At 63.1% G+C, this 15126-nt stretch carries 23 protein-coding genes; 15 read left to right on the top strand and 8 right to left on the bottom strand.

The genetic code is table 11. The annotated features are described in order from the left end of the window. The 5 genes from AB4Z16_RS17095 to AB4Z16_RS17075 all read left to right on the top strand — a co-directional run. Positions 1 to 322, top strand: a 322-nt coding sequence (locus tag AB4Z16_RS17095; protein ID WP_441512552.1) for a DUF3606 domain-containing protein, incomplete at its 5' end; no start/stop codon positions are given. 79 nt (positions 323 to 401) lie between these two features. Next, positions 402 to 647: a hypothetical protein gene (locus tag AB4Z16_RS17090; protein WP_441512551.1), complete on the top strand. Its 246-nt coding sequence runs from the start codon at positions 402 to 404 to the stop codon at positions 645 to 647. A gap of 294 nt (positions 648 to 941) precedes the next feature. After that, complete coding sequence (locus tag AB4Z16_RS17085; protein ID WP_441512550.1) at positions 942 to 1079, top strand: hypothetical protein; 138 nt, start codon at positions 942 to 944, stop codon at positions 1077 to 1079. 947 nt (positions 1080 to 2026) lie between these two features. Next, on the top strand, positions 2027 to 2272 hold the full coding sequence (locus tag AB4Z16_RS17080; RefSeq protein ID WP_441512549.1) for a hypothetical protein: 246 nt from the start codon (positions 2027 to 2029) through the stop codon (positions 2270 to 2272). Positions 2273 to 2416: 144 nt separating this feature from the next. Then, positions 2417 to 2686 carry a hypothetical protein gene (locus AB4Z16_RS17075; protein ID WP_441512548.1) on the top strand — a complete coding sequence of 90 codons (270 nt, stop codon included), beginning with the start codon at positions 2417 to 2419 and terminating at the stop codon, positions 2684 to 2686. Between the two features lie 28 nt (positions 2687 to 2714). Here the strand turns inward: AB4Z16_RS17075 and AB4Z16_RS17070 are convergent, their stop codons facing one another. Further along, entirely contained in the window at positions 2715 to 3731 is a 1017-nt protein-coding gene (locus AB4Z16_RS17070; protein ID WP_441512547.1) for a sensor histidine kinase, read from the bottom strand. Between the two features lie 18 nt (positions 3732 to 3749). Then, the gene (locus AB4Z16_RS17065; protein WP_441512565.1) at positions 3750 to 4508 is read right to left on the bottom strand and encodes an SOS response-associated peptidase family protein; all 759 of its coding nucleotides are present in this window, start codon (positions 4506 to 4508) and stop codon (positions 3750 to 3752) included. A gap of 521 nt (positions 4509 to 5029) precedes the next feature. Between AB4Z16_RS17065 and AB4Z16_RS17060 the strand changes: the two genes are divergently transcribed. Continuing rightward, a complete protein-coding gene (locus tag AB4Z16_RS17060) occupies positions 5030 to 5284 on the top strand; it encodes a hypothetical protein (RefSeq protein WP_441512546.1) in 255 nt (84 codons plus the stop codon). Between the two features lie 61 nt (positions 5285 to 5345). After that, complete coding sequence (locus tag AB4Z16_RS17055; protein WP_441512545.1) at positions 5346 to 5567, top strand: DUF4167 domain-containing protein; 222 nt, start codon at positions 5346 to 5348, stop codon at positions 5565 to 5567. 389 nt (positions 5568 to 5956) lie between these two features. Here AB4Z16_RS17055 and AB4Z16_RS17050 read toward each other — a convergent pair whose 3' ends face one another. Beyond that, positions 5957 to 6256, bottom strand: a complete 300-nt coding sequence (locus AB4Z16_RS17050; RefSeq protein ID WP_441512544.1) for a PRC-barrel domain containing protein — start codon at positions 6254 to 6256, stop codon at positions 5957 to 5959. A 230-nt stretch (positions 6257 to 6486) separates the two neighbouring features. Continuing rightward, on the bottom strand, positions 6487 to 6891 hold the full coding sequence (locus AB4Z16_RS17045) for a PRC-barrel domain-containing protein (RefSeq protein WP_441512543.1): 405 nt from the start codon (positions 6889 to 6891) through the stop codon (positions 6487 to 6489). A 390-nt stretch (positions 6892 to 7281) separates the two neighbouring features. Here AB4Z16_RS17045 and AB4Z16_RS17040 point away from each other — a divergent pair, with 390 nt between their 5' ends. Next, a complete protein-coding gene (locus tag AB4Z16_RS17040) occupies positions 7282 to 7773 on the top strand; it encodes a hypothetical protein (RefSeq protein WP_441512542.1) in 492 nt (163 codons plus the stop codon). Between the two features lie 176 nt (positions 7774 to 7949). Here AB4Z16_RS17040 and AB4Z16_RS17035 read toward each other — a convergent pair whose 3' ends face one another. Beyond that, positions 7950 to 8444 (bottom strand): outer membrane protein assembly factor BamE, encoded by a 495-nt coding sequence (locus AB4Z16_RS17035; RefSeq protein WP_441512541.1) that lies wholly within the window; start codon positions 8442 to 8444, stop codon positions 7950 to 7952. 180 nt (positions 8445 to 8624) lie between these two features. Here AB4Z16_RS17035 and AB4Z16_RS17030 point away from each other — a divergent pair, with 180 nt between their 5' ends. The 6 genes from AB4Z16_RS17030 (at position 8625) to AB4Z16_RS17005 (ending at position 12869) form a co-directional block, all read left to right on the top strand. Beyond that, the gene (locus AB4Z16_RS17030; RefSeq protein ID WP_441512540.1) at positions 8625 to 9128 is read left to right on the top strand and encodes a ubiquinol-cytochrome C chaperone family protein; all 504 of its coding nucleotides are present in this window, start codon (positions 8625 to 8627) and stop codon (positions 9126 to 9128) included. Beyond that, positions 9118 to 9675, top strand: a complete 558-nt coding sequence (locus AB4Z16_RS17025) for a YceD family protein (RefSeq protein ID WP_441512539.1) — start codon at positions 9118 to 9120, stop codon at positions 9673 to 9675. The genes AB4Z16_RS17030 and AB4Z16_RS17025 overlap by 11 nt, the downstream gene beginning before the upstream one ends. A gap of 114 nt (positions 9676 to 9789) precedes the next feature. After that, positions 9790 to 10848 (top strand): phosphate acyltransferase PlsX, encoded by a 1059-nt coding sequence (plsX, locus tag AB4Z16_RS17020; protein WP_441512538.1) that lies wholly within the window; start codon positions 9790 to 9792, stop codon positions 10846 to 10848. Between the two features lie 12 nt (positions 10849 to 10860). Beyond that, a complete protein-coding gene (locus AB4Z16_RS17015; RefSeq protein WP_441512537.1) occupies positions 10861 to 11838 on the top strand; it encodes a beta-ketoacyl-ACP synthase III in 978 nt (325 codons plus the stop codon). 189 nt (positions 11839 to 12027) lie between these two features. Further along, entirely contained in the window at positions 12028 to 12342 is a 315-nt protein-coding gene (locus AB4Z16_RS17010; protein WP_055726295.1) for an integration host factor subunit alpha, read from the top strand. After that, the gene (locus tag AB4Z16_RS17005; RefSeq protein WP_441512536.1) at positions 12339 to 12869 is read left to right on the top strand and encodes a MerR family transcriptional regulator; all 531 of its coding nucleotides are present in this window, start codon (positions 12339 to 12341) and stop codon (positions 12867 to 12869) included. The genes AB4Z16_RS17010 and AB4Z16_RS17005 overlap by 4 nt, the downstream gene beginning before the upstream one ends. 9 nt (positions 12870 to 12878) lie before the next feature. Here the strand turns inward: AB4Z16_RS17005 and AB4Z16_RS17000 are convergent, their stop codons facing one another. Further along, a complete protein-coding gene (locus tag AB4Z16_RS17000; protein WP_441512535.1) occupies positions 12879 to 13493 on the bottom strand; it encodes a translation initiation factor 2 in 615 nt (204 codons plus the stop codon). A 76-nt stretch (positions 13494 to 13569) separates the two neighbouring features. Between AB4Z16_RS17000 and sugE the strand changes: the two genes are divergently transcribed. Beyond that, positions 13570 to 13887, top strand: a complete 318-nt coding sequence (gene sugE, locus AB4Z16_RS16995; RefSeq protein ID WP_441512534.1) for a quaternary ammonium compound efflux SMR transporter SugE — start codon at positions 13570 to 13572, stop codon at positions 13885 to 13887. Positions 13888 to 13897: 10 nt separating this feature from the next. On the opposite strand, the gene AB4Z16_RS16990 is transcribed toward sugE, so the two are convergent. After that, on the bottom strand, positions 13898 to 14065 hold the full coding sequence (locus tag AB4Z16_RS16990) for a hypothetical protein (protein WP_441512533.1): 168 nt from the start codon (positions 14063 to 14065) through the stop codon (positions 13898 to 13900). A gap of 83 nt (positions 14066 to 14148) precedes the next feature. Further along, complete coding sequence (locus AB4Z16_RS16985; RefSeq protein ID WP_441512532.1) at positions 14149 to 15102, bottom strand: LysR family transcriptional regulator; 954 nt, start codon at positions 15100 to 15102, stop codon at positions 14149 to 14151. Between the last annotated feature and the right edge of the window lie 24 nt (positions 15103 to 15126).

Raw genomic sequence — 15126 nt, 5'->3', positions numbered from 1 at the left:
TCTGGCGTACCGGTGGATCGAGAAGCCGGGCATTGCAGCGGGCAGGATACTCGCCGCAGCAATCCAGAGAAGGCAATCGATGGGGCCGTCAGAAGCAGACGGGCTGGCAGGACGAACTGCGCAGCAGGGAGAGGCCGAGATGGCAGAGACCGATTATTCCCGCGGCCCGCAGGATCACTCAGTTATCAACCTCTCCAGGGACCACGAAGTTAGGTATTGGGCCGACAAATTTGGCGTGTCGCAGGCTGCACTTGAAGACGCGGTGCGGAAGGTCGGTTCTTCGGCTCCCGCCGTCGAGGAGGAGCTTTGGAACGCCCGCTAGACAATGTCTGGTTGAGCGTTACCGCGCCGGGAACATCCTCCGCGGATCGAGGTTGTTGGGCAAAGCGGAGGAGGCAGCCGTGGCAAAGCAACCTGAATCTCTCGCCACTTTCTCGGCGACAGCGAAGAACGCCGGAAAGAAGCCCAAGGACGTTGCGCTGACGGCGACTCCCGAAACAATGCCCATCCCAACTGACCCAACGAAAAAGGCCGATGCTGCCACGAAGGTGTTGCGCGAGGGCGTGCTTCACCGGGACCAGGGCGCCGACAAGGCTATCGATGCATTACCCGATCGGACGCGCACCACGGGGAAGTCGCAACGCTAGCGAGTAATGCCCGGCTCAGGTCCCATTGCCAATCATCCCTACGCGATCATTCTAGAAACCGGTGACGAGCCGGTGGGCTGTCTGAAGCAGGTAGCGGTCGAGCTGTACAGCTCGACCGCTACCTTCAAGGCCAACGGTGGTGCTTCAGTCCGGCCGATCTCAGCTATTTCGACTGGGAATGGGTATATCCCGCCCCGTACAGGAGCAGGTTGAAGTAGCGGCTCTGACCCCAGACATCGCGTGAGCCTGACGAACTGCCGGGAGTCTATGTGCACGCCGTTCTTGGAAAGCGCGATGGCAGCACCGTTTCCGGTCACCTCGACGAGGGCGTTGTCCCCCACGCTCGACCTCATGCTCGAGCAAACGCCTGCGCATCTGTGGAAGCGTCGCGACGCCCTGACTGATCAAATGCTGATCGGCTTGGATGGCTGACTCACGCGCTTGTTACTTCTCGACATGTGCGCCCTTCACGTACCGCCCTGTTAGCGCGGCGATCTGATGTCTACTCCCCCGCGCCGGTTGCCGGCTTGGACGGAGCCATTTCGTCGTGCTCCCCAGAGGATGCTAACTTCGTTCGGTTCGGATCAATCGACACTTTGTCGAGGGAACTCTTGTCCGGTGTTCCCTGAATTGATCTTACCTTTTGCTCCTCTTCGAGGGAGAGCTTGTTCCCTTCTCCATCTCGCATGAGTGCCTCCGTATGTGCTGCTAGCCGTGCAACGAGCGGCTCGCTCGATGGTTCCGGATCTCCTCGCTCGCTCCTCGCGCGATCAACGATGCAAGCGTAACCGGCGCTCCCGCCAGATCTTGGTTTGCGAACACGTCGCCGAGAGGGGGAACGAGGTCGAGCTGCGCGCGTTCAGCCTCCGCAGCCTACCCAGGAGTTGGAGGGAAAGATGGCGAATGATAACAACCCCGCGGTCGAAAGTCTCCGGCAGGAGCAGAAGGCCCAACGGAAGGACGAGCGGGAATTGACCTCGGACCAAAAGCTCGAACGGGCGCTTAAGGATACCTTTCCAGCGAGCGATCCCGTGGCGGAGCAGGTTCCAACTACACCCGGCAGCGCGGAGGATCAGAAATGATCAGGGCAGCTTTTTCCGGCTTGGCGGGGGCCTGGATCGCGCGAAACGTTGAACAGGGAGAGATTCCCGAGAAGTTAGCGGTCCCGCTATCTCTCTTGGCGACCGGGCTTCCGACGCCCGTCATCCTCGCTGGCGCCATTGGCTATGCATTCTATCGGGCAAATTTGGAAGTACGGGCGCGGTTGGCGAAGGATATTTCGCCGAAACGGCGCGCACGACCGACAGCCCAAAGACCAAAGGCTCCTTCTCGCCGACCGTGGCGCCAGGCCCGGAAAGCCGAAACAAGCGGTGGTGGCAATGTTTAAGCTGTTCCGTGAAATGTCGATGCTAACATTCGAAGCTCAGCAGGCGATCTGGCTCAGGAGCATGAAGATCGCTACTGGCGGCGCGGCGGGAAAGCACGAAGCCAGTTTGATGGTAAAGGAGAAGGTTTCAGCCGCTCAGGCCGCGGTTATGAATGCGGCGACCGGGATGGCGCCGGTCGACATTGTCCGCGGATATCGGCGCAAGGTGCGCGCGAACATTCGGCGTTTGTCGAGATAGATGATGTCGATGCGGCGAAAATGGTCGAGCGACGTTTGCGGTCGCTGCATCCCGGGCGGGTAGAATACCTCTGAGGAAACGCCAGCTAGGCTAGGGAACCTGGTGCCGAAGGGAAGCGTTTGCTCCGGATAACTGGAGCATCTCATGAAACGTCGACTGATTGTGCTGGCGGCCGTGCTTGTCGTTGCCGGCGTCGCCATTGCCCAGACGATCCACCCACCGACCAAGGAAGGCGCCGGAGCGAAGCCTGATTCCGCGGAATCTCAGCGCGGTCGTATCCCCGAGCCGGCAGGAGCAAATCGCCCCGAGGCGCAGGGGGGCGCCAATTCCCAGCAGAACCGGGACTATGGGAAAGAGACGCAGCCGGAAGGTCAGAAATTGCACGAAGGCCAGCCGGCGAATGCGAAGCCTTAGCGGGCAAGACCCCTTGAGCAGATCGCGCCTATTTTTCCAAGCGAGCGATGGGGATCTCAAGTGTGACCACCAATCCTGACGATCGCCAATCAAACGTCATCTCCGCGCCCAATTGAGATTTCGCCGCCCGGTCGACCAACAAGCTGCCGAAGCCCCGCCGTCCCGGCATTTCGCCAATCGGGGGACCGCCGACTTCGCGCCACGTCAAACGCACGGTTCCGGCGGCGGTAGCAGCGTCAATCTGAACTGTTCCGTGGGGGGTCGAAAGCGCTCCATATTTGACGGCATTGGTGGCAAGCTCATGAATCACGAGCGCAACCGCCGTTGTCGAGGAGCGGCCAACCGCGACATTGTCACCCTGAGTACTTATTCGCTGATCCAGCTCGGCGTTATACGGCTCGATCAGCCTGGCGATAAGGTCGCAAAGATGGTCCGCGGGGCGGTCCGCGTTGCCATCCAAGACAATGCTGTGAGCTCGATAGAGAGCTCCGATTCGTGCAACGATGTCAGCGGCAAATTTCCGGGCGCTAGGCTCCGCCCGAGCTGACATTGTGATCAGACTGCCGATCACAGTGAAAACGTTCGAGATGCGGTGCTGCAATTCGCGAGCAATCAGTTCTCGCTGCTCTTCAGCCTGACGTCGGGCAGTGATGTCGATATGGGCCCCCACCAGCTTTAGGGGCCTTCCAAGCTCATCCCGTTGGATTTCTGCCTTGGCAAGTATCCAACGTACTTCCCCATCTGAGGGGCGAATGATCCGATACTCCGCCTCGTAGTCGGTCGCGGGGCTTCGGACACTCTGTTGAAAATGGTCGACGACCCGATCCCGGTCGTCGGGATGAATACGCGCAACCCACTCTTCGTGGGTTTCGTTCGCGGCCTCCGCTGGCAAACCATGAACTGCGAGATATTCAGGAGATCGCGTGTTGCGAAACGCGCCTTCCCACAAATCAACTTCGAGGCCACCGATCTGGCCGATACGCTGAACGCGCGCGAGCTCGGCTTCTCGGGATCGTAGCTGCCTTAAGGCTTCGTTCAACGGCAAGCAGCGCCCCCAGTGCTTTCAGAGCAAGAATACTTGCTTCGGTAACTCTGGTTCCGGGCTTTCGCCATCTTTTTTGACACCTCGGGCCACGATAGCCAGCGATCGGTCAGGGAGCGGACGCTGAAGCGAAAACGCTCGCTCCCATGGCGCGGTCATCCAGGTCTCGCATTCCTCCGGCGTCGTCAGGATGACGGGCATTGCCGTGGGATGGATCGCTTTCACCTCGGCATTCGGATCGGTGGTGAGGAAGGCATAGAGATCGGCTGTGACCTCCCCCTCCTTGACCTTGCGCACACTCCGCCACTGCGGCGTCCACACCCCGGCGAAGAATGCGGTTGGCCGCTCCTCTCCGAAGGCGAACCAGATGTCGCCGCCGGCATCCTTGTTGAACTCCGAGAAGGAAGTGAATGGCACCAGGCAGCGATTCTCGACCCCCAGGAACTTCTGCCAGTGCGAGTATTTCGTATCGCGGATATTCGTGTTGCCCGCGCTCGGCTCCATTCGGATCAACTCGGTCATATCGACGGCTTTGCCCTTCGCGGCGAATTTGTCCGCCCGCTGCTTTGCCGCCTTCTCGATGACGAAGAACGGGGACGGCATGCCCCAGCGCGCCATGGCAAGCTCAGGGACGCCACCTCCCGCCGGATTGCGGATCACCGGAGCAGTGTAGTCGGGGAAGATGCCCGGCTGCGGCACCACCTGCGCCGCTACGTCGAACTTCGCGAACAGCTTGCGCATCGCCTCGACGTTGCGGGTGTGGCTGTAGAGATTACACATCGTCACCGCCAATCGCCGACGCTCGATCGGCGCCGGCTCGGCCGGCAGCATGTCCGCCTTGCCGCCCTCGATCAAGCTGAGCCCCATCATTGGCGCAGGCCAGTGGGGGCGGTGACGCCTGCCATGGCGCGATCTCGGAGAAAAAGCAGAGACGCTGCACTGCCAGACATCCGCCGAGCCCTGGAGCCCTACCTTGAGTTCATGGGGCCGGAAGGCTGCGCTGTCAGGGAGCGGGTCGCCGCAGACCAGACTGGCACAATGGGTGGGGCTAATGCGAGCGGCCTGCAATTACCCGAGGTGGCCATGCAGATCACCACGCAGGCGAAGTATGATGTCGCGGTCAGCCGCATCCAGGAGCTGAGTGGCGCGTCGGAACATCCGAGGAGCGCCTCACTGCGACGCATCAAATGACATAGACAACCGGCGAGAATGGGCAGTTACTCACTCTGCAGTTGTCTCCATGCCGACGTTTGGGAATGACCGCAGCGGGGCGTTTTAGCGCCGCCAGGCGGAGACAAATCATGCATTCCGGGAATGGTACGCTCATCCTGAGTAGCGGGCACCGGCTCCGTGTCGTCTACAATTTCGGCACCGACCACGATGACGCTCGCGCTGGCTACTTGCTCTGCAACACGTCTGGCGTCGATCCGGTCGCGCTCCATGATCGGATGCATATGTTGTGCGACGACGGCACCAAGGTCGTCATGATGGTGACCCGAACGAGCGACCGATACCTCCTGATCACGGGGCGGGTCGCACCTCCGGCAGCCGCTTAAACAAGAAGAATGCCTGAGCCAGCAGATTGGCACCTCAGCCGTCTGAGTTATGGAGGGCAAGATGCATCTCACATCTCAAAGGCCGCGAAGTCGAAATGGGCGCAATCAATCGGACGCGCAGAGCGCGTGCGATCTTCAAGCGCGTTACGAACGCACCATCGCCTTGGCCCGTGGGGCGGAAGCGCTAGGTGACACGATTAATGCTGAACGCCTCTATCAGCAGGCCGATCACTATCGCCGGTTGTTGAACCAAAAGCCGCAAACCATTGGCGCGGTGCAATAAAGCGCTGGGCGGCCTGGCGGTAGGAAAAGACGCCGAGCCACACACGCCATGGGAGGGGGAAGACGGCAGCTCGGCGCCACGCCGCATCGAAGGCGCTCGGAGAGCTTGACCCCAAATCGTAAACGCCAGCCGAACGTCGACCGCGGATACATTCAAGAGCCAAAACGCAAAAATGGCCGCGCGCCATCGAGCCGAATGGCGGTCAGCGCGTGACGCGACGCGTCTCCCGCACGACCGTTGGCGCTGAAACCGCTCCCGCTGCTCCCCCGACGGACCGCGCCAACTGGCCCGCCCACTTCGGCGCCGGGCCGGCACGGCTGCGGCTCCGCCGACACTCTGCTCAGTCGTGCTGCAGGCGGTCGCGACGATCGCGGTAGTTCGCTGCTGCGCTAGCGATCAATATGCTCCGGCATCGCCTTGAGCTGCTCCTTGGTCCAGTTTGTGACGGCATGGACGTTGCCGTCTTCGTCGCGCATGAATTCAAGGTCGCTTATCGAGATCGCGACGGGCTTCGCGCCTATGCCCAAAAAGCCTCCGACATCAACGACGACCTGCGCCGTCGGTCCGGCCCCGTGGACATGCGAAACCGAGCCGATCTTTTCATCGCCAGGGCCGTAGATCGTCGCATCATCGAGGATGTCGGCAGTCAACTCGCTATCGGTTAGACGCGGATGCCTGGAATGGTCCATTGTCATCTCCCCTCGCTCAGAAGCGGATTGAACGAGCTGACGGCCTGGTCGTTCCTAAATGCCTGCGCCGCATGGCTAAGCGACAGAACGGGGGCAATGCTGTCGAGAGGCAGCGCTTTGCGACAATCGAAGTCCGGGAGGTTCGCCCGCGAAGGTGCCGACGTACATCCAGAGCAAGCAGCCCGGCCTCCACTCAGAGACCGGGCCGACCGCTGTCGAAAGGTCTCGACTTATCTCTTCCAGCGGCCCTCATACTTGAATTCCGGAGCAGCCTTCAGAGCGTCCTTCGTAGTGTCCATGGTCGCGGACCATTTCTTGTCGTTCTCCGAATAAACCACCTTCACCGCGGCCGGGGTCACCACGACATAGCGCTCACCGATACCAAGAAATCCGCCGACTGAGACGATTATTCCCGAGAGATGGCCGCCGCTGGAAACGACGAGGTCCTTGATCTCGCCAACATTTTCCTTGGCGTTGTTCTGCACGTTCAGGCCGATCAGGTTGCTGCTCAAAACATCCGTCGGCTGCGCTTTGATGTAGACTTCGCGCGTGGCAGTCGTCGCAGTCTGAGCTTGAGCCGCAGGCACTCCAGCAAACGCTGTGGCGAGAGCGATGGCGACGAGCGAATTACGCATCGAGAAATCTCCAAGGTGTTTTTCCATTGTGCGTCAATAACGTTCGCTCCTTGCGCTTGTTCCTTTCAACTCTCCGAGAAACGAGAACAAACCGATCATATTTCTGAGGCCGAGCAGTCGGGAACGAGCGTCGGGGTCGGCCACTCGTCAGGGAGGCTTGAAGCCAAAGCCCAGCGCTTCAAATGCTGTGGGATGAATTGCGCGATAGGCCGTCGTCCGCAGAGTGAAAACCAAAAGACCGTCGCAAACGGCGACGCGCCGACACGCCCTCCGCTATCCCCAGGCAGTTAAGACTCTTGGCGCTTTGCCGTTGCGTCAGTTTCGGTTCCTTCCGTATTTCGACGAGGTGCTGCAAGCCATCTCCATGGTTTGGCAAAAGAGACCCTCTCGATGTCCATCACTCGCATCGCCGCCGGCGCCCTCATGCTCGGGCTCCTCGCGTTTCCAGCGTTCGCCAAGAACTTCGCCGTCCCGGCCAAGAACCCGTCGATCACCATCACTCTTCCCAACGATTGGTCGACCGAGGAAATCGAGTACGGCTTCCAGGCACGGCCGAAGGATGAGGGGGTCTTCCTCTCCGTGGAATCCGCGGAAGCACGTCAGATCGACAAGATGATCGGCGATACCCAAAAATGGATGCGCGACAACAAGATCAAAGCTGTCGAGCCGATCAAGGCCGACATGAAACTCAACGGCATCGACTCGACGGTTTTCCAGTTCCGCACGAGTGACGAGAACGGCCCCACGACGGTCGATCTGATCCTGATGCCAGCGGGCAATAATCGCGTGATGATGTTGACCGTCTGGGGCAACGACGAGGAGCGCGGGACCAACGGCAAGGCGTTGGACGCGATTTTCGGCAGTATCAAGTCGATCAACTAAACGGCTTGCCTGGGGCTGAGCGGCTAAGGCGGCGATGGCTGCGCCAGCCGCTCAGGCTCCAGATCATAACCGTCCTTTGTTCGCGCCGGGTGCGCCGATTTGCAACCGCCCCGCACGGCAACCCACCCCGCGACCAGGGCCGCGGGGTTTTTCGTGTCTGGAAGCGAAGACCGAACTCAGCTGCCGAGCGGGTTGAACTTGGTGACGCCGCGGAAGAGGTTGCGCAGGAAGCTCTGCTCCTCGCCACCGGTCGCGGTGGTGCGGCCGATGAAGTCGAAGATCACGCCATCCTGCAGGCCGTAGCGGGCGATGCGCTCCACCTTGAAGCCCTTGTTGAAGTAGATCACCAGCACCTGCTGGTCGATGATCTGCGGATCCTGGAACTGGAAGCGACGCCGCACCGTTTGGCTGATGTAGTAGAAGGTGCGATTGCCGACGGTCGAGGTCGTCGAGGGCGTGCCGAGGATCTGCAACACGGACTGGACGTCCATGCCCGGCTTGATCTGCGCGACCAGCCCGTCGTCCATCACGAAGCCGCGGGTGAAGGTATCGTTCAAACCGGTCGAGGTGGGCAGCACGAAGCCGCCGGCGTCGGGCCCGCAGCCGGCAAGCAAAAGGGAAGAGGTCGCGAGGGCTCCGAGCAGAGCCGCGCGGCGGGTGATGTGGGTCATGCGGGCACGATCCAAGGCAGCACGGCTCAGGAAAACCCCAAGCCGCTTGTCAAAAGGGTGAGGGTTGGCGTAACGCCCGAGGATGGCTTTGGCAAGGCAAGGACGCCCGCATGAATGGCGGGCGGAGGCAAACAGGTGATTTTCGGGTTGTTTGGCAAGCGCGCCCAGCGGCGTGCCCCTGTGGATGTGTTGTTTGGGCGCGTCGCGGAAGCGTCGCGCCAGCCTGGCCTCTATCTGGCCGGCGGCGTTCCCGACAGCTTCGAGGGCCGTTTCGAATCGCTCACCCTGCATGTCCTGCTGGTGCTGCGGCGTCTGCGCGAACTGCCGTCCCCAGCCTCCGAGCTGGCGCAGGAGCTCGTCGATGCCTGCTTCGCCTATCTCGAACTGGGCTTCCGCAATGGCGGTGTCAGCGATATCGCCGTGCCCAAGCGCATGAAAAAGATCGGCCAGATGTTCTATGGCCGCGTCCAGGCCTATGAGGCCGCCCTGGCTCAGCCTGGAGTCGACGCCCTCGCCGACGCGTTGCGCCGCAATGCCTGCACGCCGGAGGGCGCCCCGCGCCGCCTCGCTGCTTATGTCCGTGAGGCGCAGGCAGCCCTCGCGAGCTGCGAGCTCACCGCGCTTCTCGAGCGCGATCCCCTGTTCCCGGCCTTTCCCCATGAGGAGGCTCGCCATGACGCCTGAACACGCGCCGGCTTCTCCGCTGCGCCATCCCATCCGCGTCGAGGCCATCCGCCTGCGCGGCACCGAAACCACGGTCCGCGCCGAACCTGAGCAGTTCGCCGCGATCGCTCGGCTGCTTGGCCTTGCCTCGCTCGAATCCCTGGAAGCGCGCTACCTGCTCTCGCGCAATGGCGACCGGGTGAAGCTCGAAGGCCGGATTGCAGCGCAACTGCATCGGACCTGCGTCGTCACGCTCGATCCTTTCCCGGTCGAGCTCGACGTGCCGGTAAAGCTCGACTTCGCGCCCGAGCAGGAGGCAGAGGTCGCTGGGCGCCGCGCGGAACGGGACGATGCCGAGATCGACATCGAGGTGCTGCTCAACGAAGACGACCCGCCGGAGCCGATCCTCGACGGAGTCATCGATCTGGGTAGCGTCACGCTCGAATTCCTGGCGCTGGCGCTCGATCCGTATCCGCGCAAGCCGGGTGTGGATTTCGAAGCCCCGGCCGGCGAAGCCGGCGCGGAATCGCCTTTTGCTGCCCTCGCGAAGCTGAAACGCGGTGACTGAAACTTTCATCGGCCCTTGCGCGTCTTGCGGCATCCGTCCAAGTCGCTATTGTCCGGCCGGCCGTGAGCCGTCCCGGATCGAAGGTCGGCCATTTCCGGGATACGCCAGAATTCCATGACAAGACCGGTTACAATCGCGCTCGATGCGATGGGCGGGGACCACGGTCCCTCCGTCGTCATTCCAGGCGCTGCCCTCATGCTGGAGCGCCGCCCGGACGCCCGCTTCGTGATCTTCGGCGACGAGAAGCAGGTGCTGCCGCTGCTCGAGCAGCATCCGAAGCTCAAGGCGGTGACGACGTTCCATCACACCGATGTCTCGGTGAAGATGGACGACAAGCCGAGCCAGGCGCTGCGCTACGGCCGCTACAAATCCTCGATGTGGCGGGCGATCGACGCGACCAAGACCGGCGAGGCCGATGTCACCGTCTCCGCCGGCAACACCGGCGCCCTGATGGCGATGTCGAAGTTCTGCCTGAAGTCGATGCCGCAGGTCGATCGGCCGGCGATCGCGGCGCTGTGGCCGACGCTGCGCGGGGAGAGCATCGTGCTCGATGTCGGCGCCACCATCGGCGCCGATGCACGCCATCTCGTCGATCTCGCGGTGATGGGCGCGGCGATGGCCCGTGTCGTCTTCGATCTCGACCGGCCGACCGTCGGCCTGCTCAATGTCGGCGTCGAGGAGATCAAGGGTGTCGAGGCGGTCAAGGAGGCCGGCCGCATCCTGCGCGAGAGCAACCTGCCGCACCTCACCTATCACGGCTTCGTCGAGGGCGACGATCTCGGCAAGGGCACGGTCGATGTCGTGGTCACGGAAGGCTTCACCGGCAATATCGCGCTGAAGACCGCCGAGGGCACTGCCCGGCAGATCGCCTCATACCTGCGCGCGGCGATGAACCGCTCGCTCATGGCCAAGATCGGGTATATCTTTGCGCGTGGTGCCTTTGCAGCCTTGCGCGAAAAGCTCGATCCGCGCAAATCGAACGGCGGCGTCTTTCTGGGGCTCGAAGGCATCGTCATCAAGAGCCATGGCGGGACTGACGCCATCGGCTTCGCAAGCGCCGCCGAACTCGGCTATGAGATGGCGCGAGAAGATCTGATGGCGAAGGTCCGCGAGATGGTCGCCGCAAGCACGCGCCCCGAGCTGCCCGCCGCGCAGCCGGCCGACGCCGAATAGGGAACGGTTTCCTTGTCCATTCTGCGCTCACAAGTCGTCGGTTGCGGCTCCTATCTGCCCGCCCGCGTCGTCACCAATGCCGAACTCGCAAAACAGGTCGACACGAGCGACGAATGGATCGTCCAGCGGACCGGCATCCGCCAGCGCCACATCGCCGCCGATGACGAGCCGACATCGATCGTTGGTCTCAAGGCCGCGCAGGCGGCAATCGCTGACGCCGGCATCGATCCATCCGAGATCGACCTGATCATCGTGGCGACGGCCACGCCGGACCACACCTTTCCGGCAACCGCCACCCAGATCCAGGCGGCGCTCGGCATCCATGGCGGCGCCGCCTTCGACGTGCAGGCCGTCTGCTCGGGCTTCGTCTTCGCGCTGGCGACTGCCGACAAGTTCCTGACGACGGGCGGAGCCCGGGCGGCGCTCGTGATCGGCGCCGAGACCTTCTCGCGCATTCTCGACTGGGAAGACCGCGCCACCTGCGTGCTGTTCGGCGACGGAGCCGGTGCGGTCGTACTCAAGGCGGTGCCGGGAGAAGGCACCCTTGCCGACCGTGGCATCCTGACGACCCATATCCGCTCGGATGGACGCTACAAGGACAAGCTCTATGTCGATGGCGGCGCGGGCTCGACCAAGACGGTCGGCTTCCTGCGGATGGAGGGCAAGGAGGTCTTCCGCCACGCCGTGACCAATCTCGCCGAAACCGTGCGCCACACCTTCCAGCAGACCGGCCTCACCGGCGCGGATATCGACTGGTTCGTGCCGCACCAGGCCAACCGGCGCATCATCGACGCCACGGCCGACAAGCTCGGCATCAGCCATGACCGGGTCGTCGTCACCGTCGACCGCCATGGCAACACCTCCGCGGCCTCTATCCCGCTGGCGCTGGCGGAGGCGCACGCCGATGGCCGCATCAAGCCGGGCCAGCTCGTCCTGATCGAGGCGATGGGCGGCGGCTTCACCTGGGGCTCGGCCCTGATCCGCTGGTGACGCAGCGGCAGCAAATTCGCGAAAATTGTCACTTTTCGTCGCCAATCCGGGTTGATTCAGGCCAAATCCGGCTCCGCGAGGGCGCTTAAGGATTGACCCGCGCGGCGCGGACGCCTAGCGTCCGCCATCCGTAATGGCGAAAGGCCGGCGGTTGCCGCCGATGCCTGCAATACGCCTTGGAGGATATGAATGGCGGGGCAAACGGTCACTCGCGCGGATTTGTGCGAGGCTGTCTACCAAAAGATCGGCCTGTCGCGGACGGAATCGTCGAAACTCGTCGAAGCCGTGCTCGACGAGATCTGCGATGCGGTCGCGCGCGGCGAGAACGTGAAACTCTCGTCGTTCGGTTCGTTCGTCGTGCGAGACAAAGGCGAGCGAATCGGGCGTAATCCGAAAACGGGTGTTGAAGTCCCGATCGAGCCGCGTCGGGTGATGGTCTTCAAGCCCTCGAATGTGATGAAGGCCCGCATCAACGGGCAGAGTGGCGAGGGTGAGACTGAGTGAATCTGGAGTTCCACGCCGGCGAAACCGAGGCCGAATTGGACACCAAGAGCCCAGATGCCTTCCGAACCATCAGCGAGGTCGCCGAAGACCTCGACATTCCCCAACATGTGCTCCGTTTCTGGGAAACCCGCTTCAGCCAGATCAAGCCGCTGAAGCGCGGTGGCGGACGCCGCTACTATCGGCCTGACGACGTCGCCCTGCTCAAGGGCATAAGGCGCCTGCTCTATGGCGAAGGCTATACGATCAAGGGCCTTCAGCGCATCCTGAAGGAACAGGGGCCACGCCACGTCCAGGCGATCGGCCGCGGCGCCCCCATTGGCGCCGCCAGCGGAGCACTTGCTGCGGCTGCAGCCGAGTCCCCGTCCGCCATGCAGGCCGACGAGGCGGCCGGCTGGGTGCCGCCGCGTACGCAGATCGTGCCGGAAGGGCTCGACGACATCACCGTGCTGACAGCGGTGATGGATGAGCTCGGTGAATGCCGGCGCATCCTGGAACGCGCCCTGGAGCCGGCAGCCGACGCTTCCTGAGCCCGTCAGTCAGCTTTGCGGCGTTCCGTCATCGGCACCCGGCGTTTCGGTGCGCTCGCGGCGGGCGACCGGCTTGTGTTTCCGATGCCGGGCAGTTGCGGCCTTCTTTTGCGGCACCAGGCTCGCCATCACCGGGTTTGGATAATGCTCCAAGGTAGAGCCGGTTGCGGCATCGACGCCCATGCCGACGAGGCCGCCGACGAGAACATTCCCGGCGAAGCCCACGGCACCTGCCTCTGCGATGCGCGTCGAAACCGGAACCTGAACGTCTTCATAGCCATTCTTCGTAAAATTGACGACGAATTCCGATTTGCGGCTCACCTCCCAGGTACAGGGCGTGGCCGTGCAAGCGTGCCCGAGGGACGACCGCGCCTCAGCTCCCGCCGGCTCGCTCGTGATCGTCACCTGGCTCGTCGTTCCCCGCGTAACCGTCGCGCAACCGCCCAGCGCGGCCGCTGCGGCGGCCGCTACAAGAACATTTATTTTCAGCATGTTAGCCCCCTTCAACCCCACATGACAGCTAGGTGGGGCACAAGGAGACGTGCAAGCCATGCGTGCAAGCCAGCTGTGCACAACTTGCACACACGCCAGTTTCTCCCGGTTGACGTCATCGGCCTGCAACATAGCTCAAGTCCGAAAATCGGCTCGCTCGCTCCCATCGGGCGCGGACGGCAGCGCCACATCGCTTGGGAGTGCCGGAATGCCTTGGCTCTATCTCTTTGTCGCGGGTCTGTTCGAGGTCGGCTGGGCGATCGGCCTGAAATACACGCAAGGCTTCACCCGGCTCGTGCCGACGCTGTTCACCGCGATCAGCATGGTCGTCAGCCTCGGACTTCTCGGCCTGGCGCTGAAGTCTCTGCCGGTCGGCACCGCCTATGCGGTGTGGACGGGCATCGGCACGATCGGAACGGCAATCCTCGGCATCATCCTGCTCGGCGAGCCTGCGACCGTCCTGCGGCTCCTCTGCATCGGCCTGATCGTCGCCGGCATCGCCGGGCTCAAGCTGGTTTCGCCCTGAGGGCGCCGGCTCAGCGGCGCCAAGCCTCGGGCCAGTAGCCCCCGCGATCCAGCGCGACGATCAGGATGACGATCGCGAGCGTAACCACGATCGTCATCAGCTTCGCATTCCACGGCACGCCCCGGCCGATCAACCAGATCAGGCTCAGGCCGATGACGAGAGGGACCAGGATCTCCATGACGGGATCGTAGCCCGCGCATTGGTCGCACGGCAATCCGCCCGCCGCTTCGAAGCGCCGCCCTGCCCCTCCGATCAGGCGCCTTACTCTGCAGGCAGTTCCTTCGGCGGCGGGTTGCGCCCGATCGGGAGTGCGCCCTCGATCAGCGGCCGCAGCTTCGCGACCTCGGCGGCAAGAAAATCGAGGAACAGCCGAACCCTGGGCGTGTGCCGCAGATCCGGATGGGTCAGCAGCCACAGATCGGCCGATAGTTCGGGATCGGGCGGCGCCAGCCGGGTCAGGCCCGGGCGGGTGTCGCCGATAAAGCAGGGCAGGAAGCCCACCCCGATGCCGGCTTCGACCGCCTCCGCGAGCCCCAGCACCGTGTTGAGCTTGTAGACCACGCGTTCGGGCGCGACATGGCGGGCAAGGTAGCGGACGGCGCTCAGCATGGTGAACTGCTCGCCGAGCGAAATCCAGCTGCGCTCCCACAGGCTTTCCACGCCCGGCAGCTCGGTATCGGAAAAATCGGCGGCACGGCCATAGAGCGCCCAGGCGATGCGGGCAGGCTTGCGGCCGACCAGCGTCTCCGGCGGATTGTCGGTGGCGCGGATCGCGACATCGGCGTCGCGCTTGGACAGATTGGCCGCCTGATTGCCGATCAGCATGTCCAGCCGGATATCCGGGCATTGCCGGAGAAACTGCGCGAAGAGCGGCGTCAGCAGGTCGACCAACAGGGAATCGTTGGTGGCAACGCGCAACTCGCCAGCGGGCTTGATCTCCTGCCCGGCGAGCTTGCGGGCGAAGGCGGTGATGTCGTCGTCGACGCGCCCCGCGAGCTGGACCATCTCCTCGCCGGTCGGCGTCGCGACATAGCCGCTGCGGTGGCGCTCGAACAGCCTGACGCCAAGCGCCTCCTCGATCTGGCCGAGGCGGCGGAAGACGGTGGAGTGATTGACGCCGAGCGCCGCGGCGGCTGCCGGCAGCGCTCGCTTCTCGGCGATGGCCTTGATCAGGCGAAAATCGTCCCAGGCCAAGGGTGTCGCGGATTGATTCATCCGCGCACTCTTGGCCAAGGTTTC

The sequence above is a fragment of the Allobosea sp. TAF32 genome, assembly GCF_052113585.1.
Classification (GTDB): domain Bacteria; phylum Pseudomonadota; class Alphaproteobacteria; order Rhizobiales; family Beijerinckiaceae; genus Allobosea.
This window is presented reverse-complemented; position numbering and strand designations above follow the sequence as displayed.